At 52.9% G+C, this 23,079-nt stretch carries 21 protein-coding genes and 1 tRNA gene; 4 read left to right on the top strand and 18 right to left on the bottom strand.

Going from position 1 to position 23,079, the window contains the following annotated elements; translation table 11 throughout:
• Window positions 1–35 precede the first annotated feature (35 nt).
• The 5 genes from H6A20_RS02360 to H6A20_RS02340 form a co-directional block, all read right to left on the bottom strand.
• On the bottom strand, window positions 36–653 hold the full coding sequence (locus tag H6A20_RS02360; protein ID WP_204905554.1) for an HAD family hydrolase: 618 nt from the start codon (window positions 651–653) through the stop codon (window positions 36–38).
• The gene (gene ybaK, locus H6A20_RS02355) at window positions 646–1,143 is read right to left on the bottom strand and encodes a Cys-tRNA(Pro) deacylase (RefSeq protein WP_204905553.1); all 498 of its coding nucleotides are present in this window, start codon (window positions 1,141–1,143) and stop codon (window positions 646–648) included. The genes H6A20_RS02360 and ybaK overlap by 8 nt, the downstream gene beginning before the upstream one ends.
• A 73-nt stretch (window positions 1,144–1,216) precedes the next feature.
• Complete coding sequence (locus H6A20_RS02350; RefSeq protein WP_204905552.1) at window positions 1,217–1,909, bottom strand: TIGR03936 family radical SAM-associated protein; 693 nt, start codon at window positions 1,907–1,909, stop codon at window positions 1,217–1,219.
• Window positions 1,893–3,758: a TIGR03960 family B12-binding radical SAM protein gene (locus H6A20_RS02345; RefSeq protein WP_204905551.1), complete on the bottom strand. Its 1,866-nt coding sequence runs from the start codon at window positions 3,756–3,758 to the stop codon at window positions 1,893–1,895. The genes H6A20_RS02350 and H6A20_RS02345 overlap by 17 nt, the downstream gene beginning before the upstream one ends.
• A gap of 73 nt (window positions 3,759–3,831) precedes the next feature.
• The gene (locus H6A20_RS02340; RefSeq protein WP_243426094.1) at window positions 3,832–4,644 is read right to left on the bottom strand and encodes a Fic family protein; all 813 of its coding nucleotides are present in this window, start codon (window positions 4,642–4,644) and stop codon (window positions 3,832–3,834) included.
• Window positions 4,645–4,788: 144 nt separating this feature from the next.
• On the opposite strand from H6A20_RS02340, the gene H6A20_RS02335 reads away from it, so the two are divergent.
• Window positions 4,789–5,169 carry a BlaI/MecI/CopY family transcriptional regulator gene (locus H6A20_RS02335; protein ID WP_204905549.1) on the top strand — a complete coding sequence of 127 codons (381 nt, stop codon included), beginning with the start codon at window positions 4,789–4,791 and terminating at the stop codon, window positions 5,167–5,169.
• Window positions 5,162–6,289, top strand: coding sequence for a M56 family metallopeptidase (locus H6A20_RS02330; protein ID WP_204905548.1), 1,128 nt, complete (start codon window positions 5,162–5,164; stop codon window positions 6,287–6,289). The genes H6A20_RS02335 and H6A20_RS02330 overlap by 8 nt, the downstream gene beginning before the upstream one ends.
• Before the next feature lie 7 nt (window positions 6,290–6,296).
• Here H6A20_RS02330 and H6A20_RS02325 read toward each other — a convergent pair whose 3' ends face one another.
• From H6A20_RS02325 to H6A20_RS02310, 4 genes are all read right to left on the bottom strand, one after another.
• Window positions 6,297–6,956 carry an ABC transporter ATP-binding protein gene (locus H6A20_RS02325; RefSeq protein ID WP_204905547.1) on the bottom strand — a complete coding sequence of 220 codons (660 nt, stop codon included), beginning with the start codon at window positions 6,954–6,956 and terminating at the stop codon, window positions 6,297–6,299.
• A 13-nt stretch (window positions 6,957–6,969) separates the two neighbouring features.
• A complete protein-coding gene (locus H6A20_RS13860) occupies window positions 6,970–7,896 on the bottom strand; it encodes an FtsX-like permease family protein (protein ID WP_204905546.1) in 927 nt (308 codons plus the stop codon).
• A gap of 203 nt (window positions 7,897–8,099) precedes the next feature.
• Complete coding sequence (locus tag H6A20_RS02315; RefSeq protein ID WP_204905545.1) at window positions 8,100–8,978, bottom strand: ABC transporter permease; 879 nt, start codon at window positions 8,976–8,978, stop codon at window positions 8,100–8,102.
• A 169-nt stretch (window positions 8,979–9,147) separates the two neighbouring features.
• Window positions 9,148–10,185 carry a 6-bladed beta-propeller gene (locus H6A20_RS02310; RefSeq protein WP_204905544.1) on the bottom strand — a complete coding sequence of 346 codons (1,038 nt, stop codon included), beginning with the start codon at window positions 10,183–10,185 and terminating at the stop codon, window positions 9,148–9,150.
• A 208-nt stretch (window positions 10,186–10,393) separates the two neighbouring features.
• On the opposite strand from H6A20_RS02310, the gene H6A20_RS02305 reads away from it, so the two are divergent.
• Entirely contained in the window at window positions 10,394–12,058 is a 1,665-nt protein-coding gene (locus tag H6A20_RS02305) for an AAA family ATPase (RefSeq protein WP_204905543.1), read from the top strand.
• A 204-nt stretch (window positions 12,059–12,262) separates the two neighbouring features.
• Here the strand turns inward: H6A20_RS02305 and H6A20_RS02300 are convergent, their stop codons facing one another.
• Complete coding sequence (locus H6A20_RS02300; protein ID WP_204905542.1) at window positions 12,263–13,708, bottom strand: B12-binding domain-containing radical SAM protein; 1,446 nt, start codon at window positions 13,706–13,708, stop codon at window positions 12,263–12,265.
• Window positions 13,709–13,793: 85 nt separating this feature from the next.
• Between H6A20_RS02300 and H6A20_RS02295 the strand changes: the two genes are divergently transcribed.
• A tRNA-Val gene (locus tag H6A20_RS02295) sits at window positions 13,794–13,867 on the top strand.
• A 32-nt stretch (window positions 13,868–13,899) separates the two neighbouring features.
• Here H6A20_RS02295 and H6A20_RS02290 read toward each other — a convergent pair.
• The 8 genes from H6A20_RS02290 to hisB all read right to left on the bottom strand — a co-directional run bounded on the left by H6A20_RS02290 (window position 13,900) and on the right by hisB (window position 23,077).
• Window positions 13,900–14,223 (bottom strand): hypothetical protein, encoded by a 324-nt coding sequence (locus H6A20_RS02290; RefSeq protein WP_204905541.1) that lies wholly within the window; start codon window positions 14,221–14,223, stop codon window positions 13,900–13,902.
• Window positions 14,224–14,365: 142 nt separating this feature from the next.
• Entirely contained in the window at window positions 14,366–15,010 is a 645-nt protein-coding gene (gene pcp / locus H6A20_RS02285; protein ID WP_204905540.1) for a pyroglutamyl-peptidase I, read from the bottom strand.
• Window positions 15,011–15,032: 22 nt separating this feature from the next.
• On the bottom strand, window positions 15,033–16,019 hold the full coding sequence (locus H6A20_RS02280) for a 2,5-dihydroxypyridine 5,6-dioxygenase NicX family protein (RefSeq protein WP_204905539.1): 987 nt from the start codon (window positions 16,017–16,019) through the stop codon (window positions 15,033–15,035).
• Between the two features lie 39 nt (window positions 16,020–16,058).
• Window positions 16,059–17,006: a DUF979 domain-containing protein gene (locus H6A20_RS02275; protein ID WP_204905538.1), complete on the bottom strand. Its 948-nt coding sequence runs from the start codon at window positions 17,004–17,006 to the stop codon at window positions 16,059–16,061.
• Window positions 17,007–17,023: 17 nt separating this feature from the next.
• Window positions 17,024–17,731 carry a 5-oxoproline transporter, DUF969 family subunit gene (locus H6A20_RS02270; RefSeq protein ID WP_204905537.1) on the bottom strand — a complete coding sequence of 236 codons (708 nt, stop codon included), beginning with the start codon at window positions 17,729–17,731 and terminating at the stop codon, window positions 17,024–17,026.
• 56 nt (window positions 17,732–17,787) lie between these two features.
• Complete coding sequence (locus H6A20_RS02265) at window positions 17,788–21,039, bottom strand: M14 family metallopeptidase (RefSeq protein WP_243426093.1); 3,252 nt, start codon at window positions 21,037–21,039, stop codon at window positions 17,788–17,790.
• 146 nt (window positions 21,040–21,185) lie between these two features.
• Entirely contained in the window at window positions 21,186–22,469 is a 1,284-nt protein-coding gene (gene hisIE / locus H6A20_RS02260; RefSeq protein WP_204905536.1) for a bifunctional phosphoribosyl-AMP cyclohydrolase/phosphoribosyl-ATP diphosphatase HisIE, read from the bottom strand.
• Between the two features lie 20 nt (window positions 22,470–22,489).
• Window positions 22,490–23,077 carry an imidazoleglycerol-phosphate dehydratase HisB gene (gene hisB, locus H6A20_RS02255; protein WP_204905535.1) on the bottom strand — a complete coding sequence of 196 codons (588 nt, stop codon included), beginning with the start codon at window positions 23,075–23,077 and terminating at the stop codon, window positions 22,490–22,492.
• Between the last annotated feature and the right edge of the window lie 2 nt (window positions 23,078–23,079).

Genomic DNA, 23,079 nt, shown 5'->3' with positions numbered 1-23,079 from the left:
TTTTCTGTCATTGCGTCTTCTCTGTCATGGGCATCTCAGATGTCCAGCATGTGGTACGCCATGTCCGGTTCAAACACGACGCCCCGGATACCGAGCCTTGCAGCCGCCTCCACATTGACCGGCCGGTCGTCAAAGAACACGGCCCTCTCCGGCCGGATCCGGTATCTCTCCAGCAGGAGCCGGTAAATCTTTTCCTCCGGCTTGATGGACTGCACTTCGTAGGAGAAGATCCCGCCGTCAAATTCCTGCAGGAACCCCATCATATGGCTCGTCTCCCGGTGCAGATGCTCCGAGTAGTTTGAGAGGTAATAGAGCTTCAGCCCCTGCCCCTTCAGCAGGCGGACAAGCCTGTCTGTGTAGGGCAGCGGATAGATCGTATGTGCAAGGCCGCTGTAGACCCTGCGGATCTCCTTCTCATACGCCGGCGCATTCTCTATAAAAAGCTGCTCCCATTCTTCTGCTGTGAGGCCGCCCCGGTCGCCCCGCTCCCAGTCCTCATTGAGGAACACGGCGTCCGCCAGGATCCGCTCTGTCTGCGCATCGTATCCGAGAGATCTCAGATAGGGCTGCCAGTCATACCCGAGAAGCACCTTTCCCAGGTCAAAGATGACTGCCTCCGTGTCTGCGTCTATGTATGTGATCTGTCTATCCATCCAAACTCTCCTCTGCCGTGACGTCCGCAAAAGCTGCTCCTGTCACCTTCTGAAGATCCCGGGGCGACAGCCTAAGCTGCATGCCGAGCTTCCCGCCGCTGATGTAAATCTGATCCAGCGTCTCAGCATCCGCCTGGATCACCGTGGGGAACTGCTTCTTCATCCCGATGGACGTACAGCCTCCGCGGACATAGCCCGTCACCTTTGTCAGGTCTTTTAAAGGCAGCATCTCCACGGACTTCTCTCCCACGGCCCGGGCCGCCTTCTTAAAGTCGATCTCTGAAGCGATGGGGATGACAAACACATAGTGCGCGCCCGTCTTTCCCACAGTCACCAGCGTCTTGTACACCTGCCCGTGGGGAAGGCCAAGCTGATCCGCCACGTGGATCCCGTCTGTGAATGTCCCGCAATCATATGTCTCATAAATGTACGGGATCTTCTCCCTGTCCAGCATGCGCATGGCGTTGGTCTTCAGTTCTTTTTTACTCATGTTCCCGTCTCCGTTACCTGTCTATCATACCACCATCGCCCCCGCGGGGCAACGGCTGTTTCTGCTGTGTTCTTTACAAAATGTCAGATCCCAGGGCCTCCAGGCTCAGGAAGCCGCCATCCGGATCTGCGGCATAGAGGTCCAGGCGGTGATAGTGGAGGTTCTGCCCGGGCTCTTTCGCCCAGTCACAGAACGCTTCCATGATAAGGTCCGGCTTTACGTTGTCCGCGCTGCCGGCCGCCAGCTTAAGGAAGAGCCCGTCCTCCCGGAGTTCTGCCTCGTAGATGAGCGGCAGGATATCGAGCTCCTTTACGCTCTTCTTCGTCTTCTTCTCCACTGTGACAGACGGCTGTCCGAGAAATTCCGGCAGCTTTTCACGCCAGAAGTCAGGCACCGCCGGCCCCTCCTTTGCGGTCACGAGATAGTCCGCCGCCGCCACGATGGTCATGCCGCTGCTTTTCTTATCCCCGCTGATCTGGCGGAAACTGACGACCCGGATGTCCTCTGTCATGACTTTGTTCAGCGCCGCCACAGCCGCCGCAGAGGAGACGGGCTCCGTCAGCTCGATGTCCATGTACTCCCCGTCGCTTGTAAGCCCGATGCCCAGAGGCTGGGCAAAAGACATGATCATGTGGGGGCTGTAGCCGCCTGTGAAAGCGATGGGGATATCCGCCCTGCGCATGGCCTTCTGGAAATAGCGCATCACGTCCAGATGCCCGATAAAGCGCAGGATCCCGTGTTTTGTAAATTTAATTCTTACCTTCAACGCACACGCCTCCTCTCCAGACAGCCGCGCCGCAGCCGGAACACTGCTGGCGGCAGTTGGGCGTCACCTCGCCTTTCATGGCCCGCTCCCACTCCTTCCGGAGGAAGGCCTTCGTCACGCCGATATCGATGAAGTCCCAGGGGAAGATCTCCTCCTCCCCCCGCTCCCTCTCATTGTAAAAAGCAAGGTCAATGCCTGTTTTCTCAAAGGCCTGCAGCCATTTTCCATAGGTGAAGTTCTCCGTCCAGGCGTCATAGAGACAGCCGAGCCGGTACGCTTCCAGGATGGCCGCGCCGACGCGCCGGTCGCCTCTTGCAAGGACGCCTTCCAGCACCGTCACCTCAGCGTCATGCCAGTTGTATTTGAGGCTCTTCCGGTTCAACTGCTCCTGGAAGGCATGCTTCACGACAGCCGCCCGCGAAATGTACTCCTCGTTGCTGTACATCCGGGCCCACTGGAAGGGAGTAAAGGGTTTGGGGATAAAGAAGGAGGAACTGGCTGTGATCTGGCACTTGCCGTTTCTCTTCTCCTTCGGGATCTCATAGTACCGCCGGGCCACCTTGTCGGCCAGCACGGCGATGTCCCGCATGTCCTCCTCCGTCTCCGTGGGAAGCCCCAGCATAAAGTACAGTTTTACCTTGTTCCAGCCCCCCTCGAAGGCCTCGCCGGCGCCGGTGAGGATGTCCTCCTCCGTAAGCCCCTTGTTGATGACGTTGCGCATCCGCTGGGAGCCCGCCTCCGGGGCAAAGGTAAGGCTGCTCTTCTTCACATCCTGTACCTTGCTCATCACGTCCAGGGAAAAGGCATCGATCCGGAGGGACGGAAGGGAGATGTTGATCTCCTTTCTGCTGCACTCGTCAATGAGGTAGGTGACCAGCTCCTCCAGGCGGGAATAATCGCTGGAGCTCAGGGAGCTCAGGGAGATCTCCTCATGCCCGGTATTCTCCAGCATCCTGCGGGCGTACGTTTTGAGCATCTCCACATCCCGCTCCCGGGTGGGCCGGTAGATCATGCCCGCCTGACAGAAGCGACATCCGCGGATGCAGCCCCGCTGGATCTCCAGCACGACCCGGTCCTGGGTCACCTTAATAAAGGGAACGACCGGCTTTTCCGGGTAGGTCGTCTCCGAAAGGTCCATGACTACCTGCTTGCGCACCCTGGCCGGCGCGCAGGGGTCCGCCGGCGCGAAGGACGCGATGGTCCCGTCCTCTTTGTAGGTCACTTCGTACAGGGACGGCACGTAGATGCCCTCGATGCCCGCGGCTTTCCGAAGGAACTCCTTGCGCGTCCCGCCGTTTTTCTTATTTTCCTTATACACGTCAAGAAGCTCCCTGTATACGGCCTCCCCCTCCCCGATGTAGAACAGGTCGAAGAAGTCCGCCAGGGGTTCCGGGTTGTAGGCGCAGGGCCCCCCGCCGATCACGACGGGGCAGTCCTCCGTCCGGTCCGCCGCAAGGAGCGGGATCCCGGACAGGTCCAGCACCTGCAGGATGTTCGTGTAGCACATCTCATACTGGATGGTGATGCCCAGGAAATCAAAGTCCTTTATGGGATCCTGGGACTCCAGGGCAAAGAGCGGGATCTTTTCCTCCCGCATGACCGCGTCCAGGTCCGTCCAGGGAGAATAGACCCGCTCGCACCACACGTCCTCCATACGGTTGAACATATCGTAGAGGATCTGGATGCCCAGATGGGACATCCCGATCTCATACACGTCCGGGAAGCACATGGCAAACCGGACATCCACCTTCTCTTTGTCCTTCATCACCGAGTTCACCTCGCCGCCGATGTAGCGGGCAGGTTTTTCGATCTTTAGTAATATTTCATCATTTAACGCTAGTTTTCTCATATGTTTTCTTGCTTCTATTGTATAATGTATACAAAATTAAATTTCTTGTTTCAGGGTTTCAAAACTGCAGTTATTAATGTTGGTTCTGTTTGATGATCTGAACGGTGTCTCCGTCTAAGATCCTCATGGCCAGGGCCTCACGTGTAATGGTTTCTGGCTTACCGTCAGAATTGATGATATTTATAGTGTCAGAAAACTGAGCCTTATTAATAGGAGGCTGGGCTGTTATTTCCTTGTTGAATCCGCCGATAGACGTCTCATATAGAAAAGTTTTGATATCTTTTGCCTTACCGGTCTCATAGTAGCACACCAAATGTGTAAAGAACTCCGGCTGTTTTTCAACAGGAACGGCCAATATCCCTGCCCCGCCATGGATCATGATCTGGTTTGCCGCAATCTGAGCTGTCCGCTTGTTCCCATCGTAGAAAAGCTGTGATCTCATAACATACAGCATAAGATCCATCGCTTTCTCCGTGACAGACAGATCCGACTGCATAATGCGGTTGATTTCGTCTTCAGCCTTTTGGTAATCCGGAATATCCGGTCTCCAGGAAGTGCCGCCGATACTTACTGCGGCAGTTCTTAAGTTTCCGGCGTCCGTAACGATACCATTCCCCACTTCCAGATTGATCTGCCGGATATACCGCAAATCGAGCGGATAATCAATGGTATCAAAAATGAACTGCCAGCCGTGTTTCAGGTTGTTTACTTTGATGATATCTTCTACGCTAAGACCAGAAACAGAACGCCCCTCATATATTTCCTGCGTTTCCGGAAAAGTAACCGCAATACCCTCTAAGCGGGACTGCTTGTAGATGCTGTCCACGATGCAGCGTTTAGCATACATAATATTGTCAGCTTTCGACATAGTATATAAATCATCCATAACGAACCTCCTACTCATATTTATAAATCATAACACAGGAAACGGCAAGCCGCAAGGATAGACGCTGCTTCGACGTATTATGTATGGACTTACCTTCCCGCATGATTTATAATAAGATCAGATTTTAAACAAGGGAGTGCCAGGATGAGAAAGTTAACCAAAAAACAGTTGGAGGTCATGAAGGTATTATGGGATAACAACAGACCGATGATCTCTTCTGAAATCGAGAAAAGCGATCCTTCTTTCAATACCAACACAGTGCAGGCCTGCCTGCGGGAATTGTTGAAGAAGGGGTATATTCAGGTCGCAGATATTGTCTACAGTGGGACTGTCCTGACCAGGAGTTACCTGCCCACCTTCACAAAGACGGAGTATCTGAAGGATGCGTGCCGCGAGATCATCGGCAGCGGCCACAGCTCCTTTTCCTTATGCGCTTCCTTAATTAAGGAGCAGACAGATCCGGATGATCTGGCAGAATTGGAAAAAATGATCGAGAAGAGAAAGCTCGAGTTAGAACATGATTAAAGCACTTCTCCTGTCACCCGGTCCTGTCCTCACCTGCCTTCTCGCCATTATTTTGCTGCTTGCTTTTTTCTCGCTATCTGTCCGGTTCGGATTTTTGTACGACAGGACAAACACAAGAATTTTTTTCGCGATCATTTCTGTTATATGCTTAAGAATGGTGCTTCCGGTCAATTTCCCATTTACATATTCTATTTACATCAGGGATTTTGTCCGTCCGGTTATGGATGTTCTTTCCGCCAGCATAGCAGATACGCCGTTTATGGTGTTTGACTGTTTGTATGGTATCTGGGCGGTCGGCGCTGTCATGCAATTGTGCCGGTTCCTGAAAGCAAAAAAAGTTTATACAGACCGCATCAGGGAATTCATAATAACCAAAGAATCTTCCTGTGCTTACTTGTATGATCTTGCGCAAAATCACTCTGCAAAGCAGGTCAAAATAGCGGTTGTTCCCTTTCCTGTATCCCCTGGCATCACAGGGATATGCAACCCTGTTTTGATCTTGCCGGAAGTGGATGGTTTTTCCAAAAAAGAACTGACATATATATTCGATCACGAATTGTACCATTATAAAAAGCACGATCTCGCCTTACTTCTTTTGATCGATATCGTCTGCTGCATACATTGGTGGAATCCATTGGTCTATATGATGAAGAAGTGGTTCTGCCTCGCCATGGAGATCACCAACGACCAGGCGATCATGCAGGGCAGAGACAGCGCAGACAGGCTGGAGTATGCCTCCCTGATCATCAAAATCTCAAAAAAACTTCAGGACGCTCAAAATACACCTGTTTATAATTTAGACTTTGTCGGTTCCAGGCCTTCACAGTTGGGACTGCGCATCAGATATCTGTATAAGGATGCGGATAACAAAACATATCTGTCTGCAATCAGAAGCCTGAAATTCCTGTTTTTAACGATGCTTTTGGTTTTCAGTCTGTTTTTTGTTATCGAGTCAGAAGCCACTGTCACACCGGCTGATGCGGAGGGCTCCGTAGTTATAACGGAAGAGAACAGTTATTTCATAAAGTCTGAAAATGGATATGACCTTTACGTTGAGGGAAAATATTTTACGTCATTTATTGAAATACCGGAAGAATTTAAAAATTTAAAAATAAAATAAAACGGAATCATACCAATACCCCGTCTGCCATTCTGATCTTTCTGGTCGCATACCTGTCCATTTCCGGATCATGTGTGACCATTACGATGGTTTTCCCCTGCAGATGCTGCTTTTTCAGAAGTGTCATGATCTTCCCGCTGTTGCCGGAATCAAGGTTCCCAGTGGGCTCATCGGCCAGGATGATATCCGGGTCATTCATAAGCGCCCTGGCTATGGCCACCCTCTGCTTCTCTCCTCCTGACAGTTGGGAGGGCCGCAGCTTTTTCTTGTCTGCCAGTCCCACTTCCTGCAGCAGAGTGTCTGCACGGCGCGCCATTTCTTTCTTTTTCTTTCCCGCATAGCCGGCCGGAAGGCATACATTTTCCATCACATTCAGTTCCGGGATCAGATAGAAAGACTGAAACACATAGCCGAAAGTCTGATTTCGCAGCTTCGCCTGCTCATCTCCGGCAAGGTTTGTAATGTTTTTTCCATCAAGAAGGATCTGGCCGGACGTGCAGGGGTCCAGCAGCCCTATGATGTTCAGCAGCGTCGTTTTTCCGGAGCCGGATTCCCCGTACAACATGACAAACTCTCCCGCTTCAATCTTAAAATCAATGTGGCGCAGGACTTTGTTTTCGATCCCCTGCCCATAGTAGCTTTTACAGATATCCTTTAATTCGATCATCTTACCCTCTCTTCTATTTACCCGTTTCTCTCAGCGCTGCATAGATGCCGCCCTGTTTCAGCGGCAGAAGGACCAGGACGCTTTGCAGGAAAGTCATGGTCAATGCCAGCACCAGCGCGATCAGACAGGACCGCAAATCCGGACGGACCGGAAGTCCTAATTCGACAGTTTCCGTAAGGATCGTTCCGACCCCCGTTCCGATCACACATCCGCCAAGGCAGATCGCCGCGATCTCCAGGATCACTTCTTTTACGATGCTCCTGCGTGGAGCTCCGCAGGCAGAACAGATGGCCAGTTCGCTCCTCCGCTTTAGGAAAAACAGCTTCAGAATCCCCGCATATCCAACAGCCATGATAAAAATAAGGATGACGGCGACTTTTCCAAGATATCCTGGTATGAGCGAAAGGTATTCTACCAGGTATTCTTTTTCATATTGCTGATTTGAGAAATAAAAACTGTATTCCTCTCCATATTTCTCATTGAGATACTGTAACAGATTTTCCGCAAAAGGCCCGTTTTCTTTCTGACTGCCAATGGTCATGACACATTGCACATTTGCTTCTTCACGGGTGACCGGCAGCTCCTCTGAAGAAAGGACAATGCAGTTTTCTATTTCAAGCGGCCGGTCGAAGCAGCCCAGGGGAAGCACATGATCTGGAAATGACGTCTCCGTCTGATACCATGCCCCCCTGATACAGATCCCTCCTTCCGCCTCCTTAGCATCCGGAATCTTTTCTTCCCGGATCCACTGCCGCGCCCGGCTGCCCACGTATGCGCTGCCGCGGCTTATCTGATCAGATAATACATATGCATATTCCAGCGCGTCTTCCCCGGAAAAGGTCACAAGAAAAGCGGCGGTTGTGCAGTGTATCTTTCCATCGGACATCTGGCGGATCCGGCTTATATCTTCCGGATCCGGCCTGAACAAAGGCCGCTGCACATCTGTCTGTGAGATCTGTAAGACCAGTTCTTTATCCCTGAAAGCTGCCGCCGTTTTTTCTGATTCTTCCATTCCGTAAAAGAAATAATGAAAAGCAAAAACAATACATGCGACAGCCACTGTAATTTCAAGGAGCAGCAGACTGTATATTTTTCTGTGATACACAAGTTTTCTTTTCACTTTAAACAGAATATACGGCACGGCTATCCCCTCTCTTTTTGAAGCTGTTCATAAATGGACTTTCTCATAAAGTGGTTCACAAGCAGGGCGCTCAGGCACAGGCAGAACAGGAAGGCGATCCCGGTCACTCCCAGGATCACAGAGAGATCAAATATCACTTCCTGATCCAATCCAAGTATCCGTACAATGGCCCGGAAGGACACAAGAAACAGCAGGATGGCCAGGCTCATGTCAGACAGGCTCTCTTTTAAAAATCCCTTCAGAAGATCCGTTCTTTTTGCTCCCACTGCCCGTCTGACTGCATACTCTTCTTTTCTTTGCTCCAGCATGCCCAGTAAAACCACAAAGATATTTAGCAGCGAGAAAGCGGATACAGCCATCCCCACTCCGGCGCGGGATAAGATCATATTTTTTAAAAATACTTTCCCTTCTCTTCCGCTTTCTTCCAGACTTTGATATGAGATCTGGCTGCCGTCTGTCCCAAGCGACGCCAGCTCTTCTCTCACCAGACCAAGGTCACTGTCCTTTTCCGCCATCACAGACTGCTGCATGCTGTGATGTCCGTAAATACCGGCAAAACAGTCATAAGGGACCACCACTTTATTTTTCCCGTACCCATGCATGATCCCGACGATCTCAAACTCCTCTCGATGGATCCTGATCCTGTCGCGGATCTGCAGGTCTGCCATGGCGGCAAGCTTGTCCGAAACGACGCATTTCTTCTCATCGCCTGCGAATTCCCGCCCGTTCAGAAACCGGCCTGACACCATGCTGTTTCCTGCAAAAGTCTGCATCCTGCCGCCATAGCCAAGCACGGCGATGTCTTCTTCCATGGAAACTTCCGGGAGGATTTCCTCTATCCGGAACTGGTAAGCAATGTCCCCTTCACATACCTGCTCCATCTGTTTCTGTTCCTGTTTGCCAAGAGCTTCTCCCTGGAAACCAAGTTCCCCACCCTCACGAATGGTTTCCGGATAGATATTCTGTAACTGCCGGTAAAAACATTTTGCATTGGAAAGGCAGTACCCGGGAAGAAGCAGGGACAGATAAAAAGCAAAAAAAATAATTTTTTTATTCATCTGTATGACACCTGATACGAAAAACTTCACCTGTCTGCGGGTTTGTCAGAAAGATCTGCTGCGGATCAGCGGCTGAAATATAATTTCTGAGGTCGATCTTTTCATGCAGGTCTTTACATACAGCCAGGGTTTTCTCCCATTCGCCGTCTGTATGAAATGCATACAGTTTGGCCAGGCTGCTTGCAAAGCAGATCACTTGATCATCAAAGCAGGTGAACGCATTCACTGACAGGCCGTCCGGCAATCTGCCTGACACGGTCAGTTTGTCATTTTCAATTTGAAAGAGGTAATTATCTCCGGATACAACTGTCATGGCGATCTCTTCCGTATCCACGCAGATATTTCCCCGGTTCAATGCATAGATCCTTCCCTCATCGCCATAAATGGATCCGTAAAAGTTTTCTCCGATCCTGGTCATTTCCCCGTCTTCCCATTTGGTAATGTGCCGGTCCAGCAGGGAATCGCCGCAAAGATAAATCGTACGTTCGGATTCTACGGCTATATTTTCATAAACCGTCGGCGCGTCACTGTTATCTGCCAATGACAGTTCCTCTTCAAACTGAAGATCTTTCGTCAGGACCTGAACTCTGTTGTTGCCAGCATCAATCACATAAATCTTGTCCTTAAAAGAAGCGATCCCGGTAGGACTGACGAATTCCAGCGGACCATTTCCTGTGCCTCCCACACTCTGGATGAAATTCCCCTCATAGTCCGCCCGGATCAGACAATCCTTCCCCCGATCTACTAAAATGACGTCCTGCTCCCGGCATAAAATGCCTGCCGGCGTATCGATCTGTCCGCCATGGATCGTCCAGATCTCCTTCGTATACGGACCTGTATCATCCGAGAGAAGCACTGGATCATACTCTTTTTTGCGCTCCCCGCTTTCCAGATCCAATACAGGAAGAAGGTCATCCTCTGTCTCTTCTATCAACGCTTCGTATTCTTTTTTCAGCTCCTGCTCTGAACTGCAGCCGCCTGGCAGGACGATCAGTATAGCAAATAGCAGTATATATGATCCTCTTTTCATGTATTCCCTCCTTTCTTTTTGTATCGCATATTCCCGCTTTATTTTATATTTATAATATATCATTATTTTAATACTACATCAATATAAGATTGTGGGGATTTGCTTTACGGATCTTATTTCTTTTTGTAAACTTCTTTCCCATCCCCGTCTTGCCGCTCCCCTGCAAATGTAGTAAGATGGACACAGGAACAGAAGGGAGGCGTTTTATATGGAATGGACCCCGCTTCCGATCGGAGTGGAAAATTACGAAGAAATCATTGAAAAGGGCTATTACTATGTCGATAAGACGCTGCTCATAAAGGATCTGATCGATCTGCGCGGAAAAGTCAATCTCTTTACCCGGCCGAGACGGTTTGGGAAAACACTGAATATGAGCATGCTGCGCTACTTTTTTGAAAAATCTAATGATGACCGGTCACACCTGTTTGCCGGAAAGAAAATCATGGCTGCCGGTGCAAAATATACAGAAGAACAGGGACAGTACCCTGTGATCTCGCTGTCACTGAAATCCATGAAGCAGGCGGACTATGAATCTGCATTCCACTGCCTGAAGGAAGAGATTGCGAGAGAGTTTAAAAAGCATCCTCAGATTATCCAAAGTCTGAATTCCGAGGATGACCGCACAAAATATCAGCTTTTGATGAACCGTGATGCGGGCGATGAAGAGTATCTTACTTCATTGAAATTTCTTTCCGAATGTCTGTATACATTTTACGGGCGCAGGACGGTCATCCTGATCGACGAATATGACGTACCACTGGAAAATGCGTATTTCAGCGGTTTTTATGATCGCATGGTATCGCTGATCCGCTCCCTTTTTGAATCGGTCCTGAAGACAAACGACACCCTGGAATTTGCCGTAATAACCGGATGTCTGCGCATCAGCAAGGAATCCATCTTTACCGGTCTGAACAACCTGAATGTTGTCTCGATCCTGGATAAATCCTACGCTGAACATTTCGGCTTCACGCCTGATGAAGTGCGGAAGATGCTGGCATTTTATGATCTGGAAGAAAATCTGTCCGTCGTACAGAAATGGTATGACGGCTATTGTTTCGGCGATACAGAAGTATATAATCCGTGGAGCGTGATCAACTACGTGGATTCCTGCTATAAGGATAAGAAAGAATTCCCGCGCCCTTACTGGTCCAACACCAGCTCCAACAGCATTGTCCGCACGCTTGTGGAACGCGCGGATCTCTCCGTAAAACAGGAAATCGAGGCTCTCATCGAGGGAAAGACCATCACCAAACCGATCCATGAAGACATCACCTATGACGACATGGACTCCACACAGGACAATCTGTGGAACTTCCTGTTCTTCACCGGCTATCTGAAGAAGATCAGTGAACAGCAGGACGGCGAGGACATTCTGGTGGAAATGGCGATTCCGAATAGCGAAGTGCGCTATATTTATAAAAACACAGTCCTGCGCTGGTTCGAGGAAAAGACAAAAGATAAGAAGTTCTCTCTGCTCTATGAAAGCATCCTGAACGGTGACCGGGAAAAGATGGCTGGGATCCTCTCTGAAAACCTCATGGAAACGATCAGTTTCTATGATTATCAGGAGAGTTACTATCATGGCTTTCTCGCAGGAATGCTCAAAAACATCGGGAACTATATCGTCCTGTCAAACCGGGAATCGGGAAATGGACGCCCGGACATCCTGCTGAAGTACCCGAGTGTCAGGGGAAAGGCTGTCATCCTTGAGATCAAGGTGGCGCATACCTATCAGGAACTGGAAAGCAAGTGTGACGAGGCGCTCCGGCAGATTGAAGAGCAGAAATACGAGGAAGCGCTGAGGCAGGAAGGATATTCGGATATCCTGAAATACGGCATCGCATTTTACAGAAAAGAATGCATGGTAAAGTAAACGACAGGAGCCGCACGGACCAGTGATCCGTGCGGCTCTGATAAGATTACAGGAAATAAAGCAGTTTTTATGCCGATTTCTGCCGCTCCAAAAGACACGGGAGAGAGAAATCCAGCTTATTCGCAAAAACTTCCGTTCCAAAGTCCGCTCAATGTACGGCATAACACGACCTCCTTTTTAGGAAAATATAAAGTTGATTTTATTTTATCCTAAATTTTTTCTCTGCCAACAACAGGCGGAACTGGATACCTTCTTCAGATATGGCAGCTGCTTTTTCAGGTCTGACCGCACGCTCATATGCCAGAGGAATTCTCCAGCGAAAAGGAATTTATGTACATAATCTTCAAAAATGAGCGCATGGATCAGTCTCCTGAAAAAATAAATCCTTTTGCTGGCACGGATGTGTTCTAGCTGCAGTTCGTAAGGCGTCATATTCTTCGGATAATGAACGACATTTCCGTTGTAAAGCCCCCAGTTCCTGTGAAGCAGCCTGTCTTTATGCGTCTCATAGACCGGTGTACCAGGCACGAAATACATGGACTGGATCAGCACGCCCTGAATATGGTTTTCGATCACAAAGTCCGCCAGCTGGTCTCCCACGCCTTTCTCCTGGTCGTCTGAACCGAGGATGAACAGTCCGCGCACGCTGAGCCCATGTTCCCGGATATTTTTAATGGATCTGACTATCTCATCTTTCGTGCTCTTCTTGTGATATGTCTCAAAGGATTTATCATCGATGAATTCGATGCCCATATCCAGTTCAAAGAATCCTGCCTTCTTCAGAAGATCAAGCATCTCATCATCAAAGCCAACCTCATATCGGGCCTGAACATTAAACCGGTAATCCAGTCCGCTGTCAATGATCGCATTGAGCACAGAGACCGCCCATTCCCGGTCCGCAAAGAAATTATCATCTGTGATCCAGAGATCCTTGACCGGCCGGAAATGTTTCCTGTCAAAAAACTCAATGGACTGCCGGATGTCCTCCACCACATTTTCGGGCGGACGGGTGCGCACTTTGCGCCCGAAATGCCGGACAAGCGCACAGTAGTCGCAGTTATGGGGACACCCTCTTGATGCATGGACCTGCGGCCAGATCGTATTATGCCCCGCCATTTTCTGATATCTCCAGATCAGGTTCCGGTCCGGTATCGTCCCGATATCCTGCGGCGGCTCCGGATAGCCGGTAGAGACCGCCTCCCCATCTCTTAAGTATGCAAGGCCCGGGAAGTCCATCGGCTTCCCCTGCTCCAGTGCATGCAGGAAAGTCAGGATCGTCTCATCTCCTTCTCCCAGCAGGACATAGTCACAGTATTTCACGGCTTCCTTATAATTCATGGAAGCATGGAGTCCGCCCATAACAATGACCGCACTGCTGTGCTTCTTCAGATATCGGGCCAGCTTATATCCACGCACTGCCGCAAATGTAAAGATCCCGATGAAGATCACATCCGCATCCAGCACATCCTTCAGCGGGATCCTGGAAATGGATTCGCTGTACATCAAAGTGTCGTCCACCTCTCTCTTCACGATCGTCGCCAGCGTATTCATGCCCACAGATGGTGTCCGGATATACCGGTCATAAACGACATAATTCAGCAGGGACGGCCTGTACGGGCGGTTTCCCGGTTCGATAAATCGCACTTTCATTTCGGATCCCCCTTTATTGTACTTTTCACATGTTTTTTCTTTTAGCCATTGCATTTTCCTGTCACAGTGCTATAATAGATTGCATGGAAGCATAGCTCAGCTGGGATGAGCGTTCGCCTCACACGCGAGAGGTCATGGGTTCGAGCCCCATTGCTTCCATTTTTCATGCCCGGATTTATGTGCCGGGCTTTTTATCTGACCGCGTCCCGGATCTCCTGCCAGACTTCCGCCACGCCCATATCATCCGCCACCGCCTCTGTGATCCGGCTGCTGCTGACGTCGGCCACAGTCAGGTCATAGTGGTCCATGAGGACAAACCCGAAAAAGAGAAGGCAGCAGAAGACAACCCGGAGGGAAAAGGTTCCCTGCGGCGCCGGTTCCTCCTCCTTGTACAGGCGGTTGTAAGCGCTTCTGTACCGCGGATGGACGGCCGGGACAGCCCCTCTTTCACTGTACAGGTTTCTCGTCTGCGCGAGCAGCTTTCTCCTTCTTTTTTCCGCATCTGTCCGATCCATCTGTCCCGTCCTTTCCGGCTTCCCTGAAACTTGTTCTATATCTTATGCGCCTGGGACTTTCTGTATGTATGCCAAGAGCGGGCCAAAGATGCACTGGTTTGTCATCTGTGGTCCGCTCTGTTTATCCGCTGTGGGGGCGGACCTAGTGGGTCTCGCCCATGTTTTCTTTCACATCCGCCTCGTTTTTGACTGCCGCTTCAATGCTGTACTCGATGCCCTTGGCGATCATCTCGAGAGACATGAACGGCGTGCCGTTCGCCTTGTCCACGACCTGTCCGCTCTCGAACGGCACATGGATAAAGCCTCCGCGTACGCCGGGATACTTCTTGTCCAGCAGATACAGCACATTGTACATCACTGCGTTGCACACATAGGTGCCTGCCGTGTAGGAAATGTGCGCCGGGATCCCATGCTCGCGCATGTTCTCCACCATGGCTTTCACAGGGACCGTGGCAAAGTATGCCGTCTCCCCGTCCGCACGGAGGGGCTCGTCAAGAGGCTGTTCCCCGTCATTGTCCGGGATCCTTGCCTCCGCCAGATTGATGGCTACCTTTTCCACTGTCATGCAGGAACGTCCGCCCGCCTGTCCGACATCGATCACGATATCCGGCTGGTGCTCCTTTATGGCTTTCTCAACCACATCCGCGCTCCTTGTGAACACGGTCGGGATCTCCAGCTTGATGATCTGCGCGCCGGCAATGGTGTCCGGAAGCAGCTTCACCGCCTCAAAAGCCGGATTGATCTTCTCGCCCCCAAAGGGGTCAAATCCTGTTACCAATACTTTCATGCTACGGCTCTCCTTTCATTTTTTAATATACATTCGGCTCCGGCAGGATGATCTTGCCATACTGCATGATCTGCCGGTTGTCTGCGTAGATATCCGGGTTCAGGCACACAAGGTCGAAATGGCCTTTTGCGTTCTGCACGCCTCCCAGAGCCAGGTTTCTGCCCAGCCCGATGTGGAAGGTGCCGTACGCGGACTCATCCTCTATATAACAGTTTCCCACGCAGTCCGAATAAGAATTCAGTCCGATGCCAAATTCTCCCGCAATATAGATCCTGCTGTCCTTGTAGCCTTCCATGTACTCCTTCAGCCTCAGCCCGGTGGGCGTCTTTTCGATCTCGGTGATGCGGCCGTCCCGGAAGAGGATCCGTGTAGGCTCCTCGGCTTTCCCGATATAACCCAGGGATCCGTCCAGCACCATGACGCCCTCTGTCTTTGTCTCCTCAATGGGAACATAGACTTCGATGCTTGCGGAGGAATACCCCTTCCCGTCTTTGACCACCCCGTTGAAGAAGCCGGGCTTCCTGCCCTTCTTTCCCATCTTCAGGTCAGTCCCTGCGGGGGTCGTCACATGGAGTTCCTCGGAATACCGGATGTATTTCATGATGACATTCGCCATCAGACGGCTCTTCTTTGTGTCCATCAGAAGGAAATCATATTCCAGCATGGAGCGTCCGTCATTTGTAGAAAGAGGAAGGGAAAGAAATTTCTTTCCCTTCTCAATGGCCCGCTTGGCGGCCTTCGTCGTCACGAGCGAGTACTCGGTCGCGGCGATCACCGCCGTATACGGGTCAAAGATATCCTCATTGGCGTCAAAAAATATCCCCACATCGCGCCCCTGGTTCTCCACCACCAGCGTGTTCACTGACCTGGCGGTGCGGAACGCCTGCGCCCGGAGGGCGCGGGACTCCGGCAGATGCTCCCTGTTTGTCACGACAAGGAGCTTGTCCCAGGGTTTGATCCGCATCCAGTCATGGATGATGATGCCTGCGCCGCGGTCCATATTTTGCATATTGCTTCTTCCGCCTTTCCTTGGATCAGGCTGTCCTCATTATTTGAACATGATCATGTAGCAGATCTGCACGATGAGCATGATCACAGCCACGATCACCTGATTCTTGATAACGCCCCAGCGGTCCTTCATGTTCAGAACAGCTACGGGAACGATGTTGAAGTTCGCTGCCATCGGCGTGCAGAGTGTTCCGCAGTAACCGCATGTCAGGGCCAGCATGCCGATCGTCACCGGATCTGCACCGTAAGCCAGCACAAAGGGAGCGCCGATACCAACTGTCATAACTGTGATAGCTGCGAACGCATTACCCATAACCATGGTGAACAGCGCCATGCCGATCGCATAGATGATGATGCCCACATTGACATTGCCCTTCGGCACGACATTCTCAACAAGAGCCGCCACAACGTCGCCTACGCCGGCCGCTGTGAAGACGCCGCCCAGACAGCCGAGGAGCTGCGGCAGCATACATAAGGGTCCCATCATGGAGAGGAATCTCTCCGAGTCAGTCAGGAATACCTTCGGCTTGTTGTCGGATGAGTACACCATAAGGATGATCACGGAGATGATCACGCCTGTCATGATGCCCACCATGGAGTTGATGTTCGTAAAGAGTGCGAACAGAAGGGAGCAGACAGCCACTGTCAGGGCGGGGATGAAGATCTTCATGCCGATCTTCTTAAACTGTCCCGCTGAGTACTCCTTTGTAGGTGCATTGACTGTCCCGACCTTCACGCGCTTGAAGATCGGCGGGATGCACATGATGATAACGAGAAGACCTGTCACCTTGCTGGGCAGCCATGTACCGAACGCACAGGCGACACCGAAGGAGCACCAGAACACGGCGGTTCCGATTCTGGACGGGTTCTCTTTGTCAAGCAGGTTCTTGATTCCGGCAAAGATCGTGATCAGACCGATGACGATCCATACTACCTCGAGCAGGTTTGCTCCGAGCACTTCATTGATCTGTATAAACTTAAAATCCATTTACGCTTCCTCCCCTCTTACTTCTCTTCCTTTTTCGCCGTCTGGGAGCCGTAGTACTTCTTCACCAGTTTCTTATCCTTCTGGACGAAGACGATGCTGGCTACCACAAGGGCGATGATGGCGATCGGGATCTCAGCAGCCGCAAGGGACACAAGATCCACTTCGTAGCCAAGGGGCTGGAGCGTTGTCTGTACGAGCACGCCGCCGGCTCCGCCGACGAACAGTACCTGGAAGAAGAACCATGTGATGTTCTCCATACCGGAGGCCATTCCCTTGATCTCCTCCATGTGCTCCTCGTTGGGCTTGTTTCCTGTGTTCTCGATCGCACCCTCTGTCATAGGCATGAGCACGGGCCGTACAAAGCCGGCCACGCCGCCGAATCCTACGTTGAAGGCTGCGAAGAAGCCTCTCAGGATACCGTACGCGCACACGAGACGCCCGGCCGTGGCGCTCTTTACCTTGTGCATCAGGGCAGCGGCCGCCTCTCGCAGTCCGTTCCTCTCAAGCACGCCGGTTACAAGGAAGATCATGATAAAGATGGCCATGGAGCGGTTGGCAGTAAAGTTTGTGCCGATCGACTCCAGGAGACCGTCGATTCCGAGACCTCCCACAAGCCCTGTCGAAATAAGGGCCAGGAAAATGATCAGGATAGAGTCGAGCTTCAGCGCAAAGCCAAGGATTACGATCACGACTCCGACCAGTTTGATAAGTTCCGCAAATTCCATAACGTTTCCTCCTCTTCTCTCATTTTATGAAATTTTGGTATATCTTTTTATCCGCATCAGACGATCATGGGCCGACGTCTGATATGTGCGGCAAAAAGCTCTTCTCCCCGGGCTTTGAAGCTGTCCTCGTAGACAAACTCTGCTCCCATCAGCATGGCGAGCGTCGCCTCGTCGTGTTTTACATGGGCCCGGGCGCACAGGTTGAGGTACTCTCCCTGGGCTGTTTCGTCCGCCACCTCGCTTGTGTAGGCGACGGTGGTGATCCACGGATAGCGGATGGATGTGTAGCCGTGGTCCGCCTGGTAGTCAAAGGGGATCCAGTAGTCGATCATGCCCTTGTAGTAGTCCGCCGGGAACATCCGCGGCAGCCACTTGTGGGCGAACATCTCGAACTGTGCGGTCCACTCTTTGTTGAGCGCCGTCATCTCCGGCTCCTCCCCGATGGCGTCTGCGATCACATCCTCCATCTTCTTGTTGACAGCGACGTTGCCGCTGTACTCCGGATCCCTGATATACCAGTAATACCCGTACAGGAGGGATCTGGGCAGCCAGAAGCCCTTGTAGGACGGGGACGTATAGCCTGAGAACTGCTGCTCCCACTCGTGGGAGGGCACGCCGTGGTTGTCCACCACGATATCGGGGAGCAGGCGCATCCACACTTTCAGGAACGCCTCCGCCTCCGTGTGGATCGTGCCCGGTGTAAAGTAGTCCCTGTAGAACTCCTTCCCGATGGCGTTGAACCTTGCCACGTGGAACTTCCAGTACGGGTTGTCCTTCTGCAGCTCATAGTGCAGCGCCGCGCCGTCCACATTTTCCATGGGGATAAGGATCAGGTTCAGCTTGTCCGGCAGATCCCGGTATGTCTCCTCCGTCAGGATCTTCTTCAGAAGGATGAGGGCCGCATTCGTGGAAGAGACCTCGTTGGCATGATGCCGCGCGTTGATATATTCGCTCGGATGGTTCGTGATCCTCTTGACGCGGGACACATACCCCTCGTCCTTCGGCAGGATCTCCACAGCCAGCACTTCGCGCCCCTCGTAGGACACAGCCGTGCGGTACACGTCAATGCCAGGCACATGGCGCAGCTCCCCGGCGATCCGCATGAAGTCGTCATAGCCGATGAGCTGATGCTCCATCAGGTCAATGTCCGTGATGCTGCGGTCCTTCGCAGGCGCCTCGTAGGGGCGGATCTTCGCCTCGCAGCTTCCCTCCGGCGTCTCAAACCGGATCACATCCGCGCCGCTTATGCGGTTCCCGCACCAGGTCAGCCCCTCCTCCATGAGGGAGGCCAGGACCTTTGTCCGGGCCAGGGAAGCGTCCGTCTTCACCGTCACGCATGTCCTTCCGCCTTCGCAGGCGATGCCGGTCATATAGGCCGTGCTCTGCTTTTCCGCCACCGGCCGCGTCTCCCCTTCACATGTCAGGTAGGAGGCGTTGCCGTAGGGCTCTGATAAGGTCACCTTGAAGTACGGCTTCCCTTCGGTCTTCTTCAGTACGGGCAGGATCAGACCCGGCGCGTCGTACAGTTCATCTGACTTCTGCAGGCCGTAGTTCTTGAAATAGTCTGTTCCCACAAAGTACATGTCCTCGTGAAGGCCGTCAAGGGAGGAGATCATGTCCTCTCTCGACAGGAGCTTCTCGTCGGGCTCGCTGGCGTTTACTTCCAGACGGAGCTCAGCAAAGAAGGGCTGCATGTCAGCCGTAATGCCGTCCGGATACTTTTTCTCTATATAGTCCCTGCAGTCCGGGATCACATCCGCCTGGAAAAGATCCCACACTTCTTCCATGTCAGTCCGGATCCGCTCGTCCAGCACCAGCTCGCCGTTCTTCCACACCCGCAGGTAGCCGGTGGCCGGGTGTACCTTTCCCATCTCCGGGAACTCATCCAGGTAGGGACGCTCGCCCCATGCTGCCCTGTAGGTGTCTGTGCAGATCTCATTGCCGTCCGCATCCAGGCCGCGGCACACATAGGTCTCGCTGCCCTCCCCCTCGCAGGTCGTGAAGGTGACGTCTCCCGCCTCCATGCCCAGTTCCCTGCGGAGCGTATCCTCTGCCGGGTACAGTTCCTGCAGGAACCGGATCGGCAGATCGTACCAGGCGTCCGGATCGCCGGCGCCGATGTTGTGGTAGGACGGCCTTGCCCCGTCCTCGTCCTTCCACTTCGTCTCCCCCTCGGGGAGGAAGGGCCGGAACGCCACTTCCACCTTCGCGGCTTTCTTCTCCTTCAGAGCCGGGATCACCGTCTCCTCGATCCAGGAGTAGCCCTGCTTGTAGGCGCAGTATACATGGCAGCCTGCCAGGGAGATGCCCCGGCCGGCCAGGATCTCTTTGATCTCCTCCTCCAGGCCGCTGCGGACTTTGCGGTCCTCGCTTAGAGCGCCCTCGATGCGGATCTCATCTGCGGGTCCCATCAGGGGAAGCGCCTTCTCCTTCAGCACATCCAGAAAGACGTCCTTCTCCCATGGGATATCGTATGTCTTCTCATACACCTGCCTCTTTGCCTTCCGGTTACAGAAAGACACAGCAGGGAAATGGCTCTTCAGCTCGTCCTTCCTGGCGGCGAGCACAGGGGACACGTAGGCGTCCACCCCCGCGCCGTCTGCGGCTGCCTCCACGGCGGCTGCCAGCTCGCCGTCCGCGTTCCTGCCGGACAGGCCGTCGGCGATCTCCGTCAGCACGTCGCTCCAGGTCCGTCCCTCCGGCTGCAGCGGGAAATGGCTGCACAGATCCGCCGTAAAGCTCTCCAGCTCTTCTCCTCTGCCGCTCACTGTCACGTGGATGAACCCATCTTTCTCCTCGTAGAAGACGCCCGTCTTCTCATCCTCTGTCACAAGGACGGTATGGCAGTCCGCCGGGACCGCCTCCCCCGGCGCCAGGCATGTCACCAGGCTGCCTGCAAAGGCCGTCGTCTCCATGCCGAACCGGAAGGCCAGGTTGCAGGCGGCCGCCGTCGCATGGACGGAGCAGTCCGCCTGAAGCAGGATCCGGAACGCAAGCGCGTCCGGGAGCCCGTCCTCGTTCCTGTCAGGCAGAAGCCTGCCTTTTGCAAAGAGCTTCTCCAGCCCTTTCACCGCGCGCAGGTCTGTCTCCGGCAGCTCCCTCGGATAGTCGCTGGCCGCCTTCCAGTCAGCCGGGGGCTCCTGCCCTCCCGCCTCCTGCGGCGCCTGCGCGGACACGAAAGGCTGCTCTTTAGCCGAATAAACAGGGAAGCGGGCCGCCTCGTGATAAAAGCCCGCCACGAGAGCCCGCCGGACCGCTTCCTCCTTCTCTTTTCCGCTCATAGATGCAGTAAGTTCTATTTTTTCCATGACAAATGCACCTCCTTTGGTCAAATTGTCCTATTCCGTCAAAAAAATAGACTTGCATGATATCTTATTTTACCAAACAGGGGTATTTTAGTCAATAAAAAAGAGCATACTCTGTAAATTTTATCTATAATATAAAACCGGCGGATCTATCGATCCGCCAGCTCCTTCACAATGTCTTCCCAGTCCACGCCCCGCTCGACCATGAGCACCATGGCGTGGTACAGAAAATCCGCCATCTCGTATTTGACTTCCTCCGGATTCGGGTTCTTGGCCGCAATGATGATCTCCGTGGCCTCCTCCCCGACCTTTTTCAGGATCTTGTCAATCCCCTTGTCAAAGAGGTAGTTCGTGTAGGACCCCTCCTTCGGGTGCTCCCGCCTGTCCACGATCGTGTTGTAGACGCTCTCAAACACCTGGAGCGGATTCGTCTCGTCGTAATCCGAACCGACAAGAGGCTGGAAAAAGCAGGTCGGGTTGCCCGTGTGGCAGGCAGCGCCCACCTGGTCCACCTTGGCCAGCAGGGTATCCCGGTCGCAGTCGATGGTCAGGGAGTGGACGTACTGGTAGTGTCCGCTCGTCTCCCCCTTTACCCACAGGCACTGGCGGCTCCTGCTGTAGTAGGTCATCTTCCCGGTCTTGATCGTCTGGTCAAAGGACTCCTCATTCATGTAGGCCAGCATCAGTACCTCCTGGGTCTTGTAGTGCTGGACGATGACCGGTATAAGCCCCTGGCTGTCTGTTTTGAACTCCGAGAAATCCATCATGCTCTCAAAGGAAGTCATGCGGATCTGCTCTTCCTCGCATTTTTCCTTGAAGGCGTTGAAGTCCATGTCCGTCTGGCTGACGTATTTCCCGGACAGCCCCCGCACGCCCGGGCACTTCAGGATCTTGAAAAGCTCGGTTTCCTCCATGGTGTCTGTCACCACCACGCAGGGGATGTCGGTCACGTTGATCACGGAGTTGAGATCCAGCCTGTGCATGAAGACAAGCTCGCTCGCGTACTCGTTGATCAGGTGCTGGTGCTTAAACAGGGCGTCAAAGTCGTTCAGGGACACGGCGATCTTCTCCTTGCCGAAGCGCTTTGACACGTCTTCGATGAGTTTCTGGCTGTCAGATTTTGAGAAATTCAGCATGGCCCGCTTGGCGCCCGCATAGAGGATCTTCTTTACATCCTCCTGCCGCCGGATATTGCCCCCGGCCACCATGGGGATGTGGATGACGCGGTTGATCTTCTTCATCAGGTCGATGGCCTCGTCATGGTCCTCATCGGACTCGGACAGGTCGAACACAAGCAGTTCGTCCGCCCCGTGGCCGCTGTAATATCTGGCAAGGGAGACCACGTCTTCGCTGAGCACCGTATGGTCGTCAAACCAGCGCACCGCCTTGCCGGAATCTATAAAAATGCAGGGGATCAGTCTTTTGTAGCTCATCTGCTCCCACTCTCCTTTCGTTAAAGTGTGCCTTTTGTCGTCCACGCATCCCGGATGCGGGGCTCCGGGGCGGTCGCCATGTCAAGTGCGCGGCCAAACCCTTTAAAGAGGGCTTCCGCCATGTGGTGGCTGTTGGATCCGTCCAGGACCTTCAGATGGAGGTTCATCATGGCGCTGTAGGACACCGCGTAGAAGAACTCCCGGATCATCTCCGTGTCCAGGCCGCCGGTCCGCTCCGCCGCAAAGGAGGCGTCAAAGTTGAGGTACGGGCGCCCCGACAGGTCGATGGCGCACAGGACAAGCGTCTCATCCATGGGGAGCAGGAAGTGGCCGTAGCGCCGGATCCCCTCTTTTTTCCCCAGTGCCTGCGCGATGGCTGTCCCAAGCACGATCCCCGTGTCCTCCACCGTATGGTGGCAGTCCACGTCAAGATCGCCCGCCGCCTTCACGGACAGGTCAAAAAGCCCGTGGCGGGCAAAACCGTCCAGCATGTGGTCAAAAAAACCGATGCCGGTGTGTATATCCGTCTTTCCCGTGCCGTCCAGGCAGATGGTGACCTCGATGTCGGTCTCTTTCGTCGTCCTTTTTACAGTCGCTGTTCTCTCCATAT

Origin of the sequence: Mordavella massiliensis (genome assembly GCF_016901695.1) — a bacterium.
Lineage (GTDB): Bacteria > Bacillota > Clostridia > Lachnospirales > Lachnospiraceae > Claveliimonas > Claveliimonas massiliensis_A.
The sequence above is the reverse complement of the archived record's forward strand: the minus strand, read 5'-3'. Positions and strand labels throughout refer to the sequence as shown.

Excerpts from the sequence above, each read along its gene's own strand:
- H6A20_RS02360 (WP_204905554.1), bottom strand. The coding sequence starts at position 653 with ATGGATAGACAGATCACATACATAGACGCAGACACGGAGGCAGTCATC.
- ybaK (WP_204905553.1), bottom strand. The coding sequence starts at position 1,143 with ATGAGTAAAAAAGAACTGAAGACCAACGCCATGCGCATGCTGGACAGG.
- H6A20_RS02345 (WP_204905551.1), bottom strand. The coding sequence starts at position 3,758 with ATGAGAAAACTAGCGTTAAATGATGAAATATTACTAAAGATCGAAAAA.
- H6A20_RS02340 (WP_243426094.1), bottom strand. The coding sequence starts at position 4,644 with ATGGATGATTTATATACTATGTCGAAAGCTGACAATATTATGTATGCT.
- H6A20_RS02335 (WP_204905549.1), top strand. The coding sequence starts at position 4,789 with ATGAGAAAGTTAACCAAAAAACAGTTGGAGGTCATGAAGGTATTATGG.
- H6A20_RS02330 (WP_204905548.1), top strand. The coding sequence starts at position 5,162 with ATGATTAAAGCACTTCTCCTGTCACCCGGTCCTGTCCTCACCTGCCTT.
- H6A20_RS02325 (WP_204905547.1), bottom strand. The coding sequence starts at position 6,956 with ATGATCGAATTAAAGGATATCTGTAAAAGCTACTATGGGCAGGGGATC.
- H6A20_RS02315 (WP_204905545.1), bottom strand. The coding sequence starts at position 8,978 with ATGGAGCAGGTATGTGAAGGGGACATTGCTTACCAGTTCCGGATAGAG.
- H6A20_RS02310 (WP_204905544.1), bottom strand. The coding sequence starts at position 10,185 with ATGAAAAGAGGATCATATATACTGCTATTTGCTATACTGATCGTCCTG.
- H6A20_RS02305 (WP_204905543.1), top strand. The coding sequence starts at position 10,394 with ATGGAATGGACCCCGCTTCCGATCGGAGTGGAAAATTACGAAGAAATC.
- H6A20_RS02300 (WP_204905542.1), bottom strand. The coding sequence starts at position 13,708 with ATGAAAGTGCGATTTATCGAACCGGGAAACCGCCCGTACAGGCCGTCC.
- H6A20_RS02290 (WP_204905541.1), bottom strand. The coding sequence starts at position 14,223 with ATGGATCGGACAGATGCGGAAAAAAGAAGGAGAAAGCTGCTCGCGCAG.
- pcp (WP_204905540.1), bottom strand. The coding sequence starts at position 15,010 with ATGAAAGTATTGGTAACAGGATTTGACCCCTTTGGGGGCGAGAAGATC.
- H6A20_RS02280 (WP_204905539.1), bottom strand. The coding sequence starts at position 16,019 with ATGCAAAATATGGACCGCGGCGCAGGCATCATCATCCATGACTGGATG.
- H6A20_RS02275 (WP_204905538.1), bottom strand. The coding sequence starts at position 17,006 with ATGGATTTTAAGTTTATACAGATCAATGAAGTGCTCGGAGCAAACCTG.
- H6A20_RS02270 (WP_204905537.1), bottom strand. The coding sequence starts at position 17,731 with ATGGAATTTGCGGAACTTATCAAACTGGTCGGAGTCGTGATCGTAATC.
- H6A20_RS02265 (WP_243426093.1), bottom strand. The coding sequence starts at position 21,039 with ATGGAAAAAATAGAACTTACTGCATCTATGAGCGGAAAAGAGAAGGAG.
- hisIE (WP_204905536.1), bottom strand. The coding sequence starts at position 22,469 with ATGAGCTACAAAAGACTGATCCCCTGCATTTTTATAGATTCCGGCAAG.
- hisB (WP_204905535.1), bottom strand. The coding sequence starts at position 23,077 with ATGGAGAGAACAGCGACTGTAAAAAGGACGACGAAAGAGACCGACATC.